1 protein-coding gene is annotated in these 244 nt (G+C 74.2%); it reads left to right on the top strand.

Annotation, left to right across the window (positions count from 1 at the left end):
• Positions 1-19: 19 nt before the first annotated feature.
• Positions 20-244 (top strand): hypothetical protein (locus SB822_RS59965; RefSeq protein WP_410859492.1); only part of this gene is annotated, 225 nt, incomplete at its 3' end.

The following is a 244-nucleotide window of genomic DNA, read 5'->3' as shown; positions in this document are numbered from 1 at the left end:
CTGCGCCTCGGTGCTCTGCATGGCCGCCGCTCCGGTGTTGGCCCAGACAGCTGACAAGGCCGTAGCCCCGTCCCAGGACATCGCCCCCGCGGCCGATGCCTCGCCTGCCCGGGCGAATGCCACCCCGGCGCAGCGTAGCCGCGCCGATGCCGCGGCCACCGCCACCCTGGCCGCACTGCTCCCGCACCTGGCCAGCAACGACACCATCCCGCTGATGGACCGCTCGGCGATGTTCGCCGGCGAC

This window comes from Paraburkholderia sp. SIMBA_054 (assembly GCF_046534875.1).
Lineage (GTDB): Bacteria > Pseudomonadota > Gammaproteobacteria > Burkholderiales > Burkholderiaceae > Paraburkholderia > Paraburkholderia hospita.
Note: the sequence above shows the minus strand (reverse complement) of the source record. Positions and strands in the feature narration are given on the sequence as shown.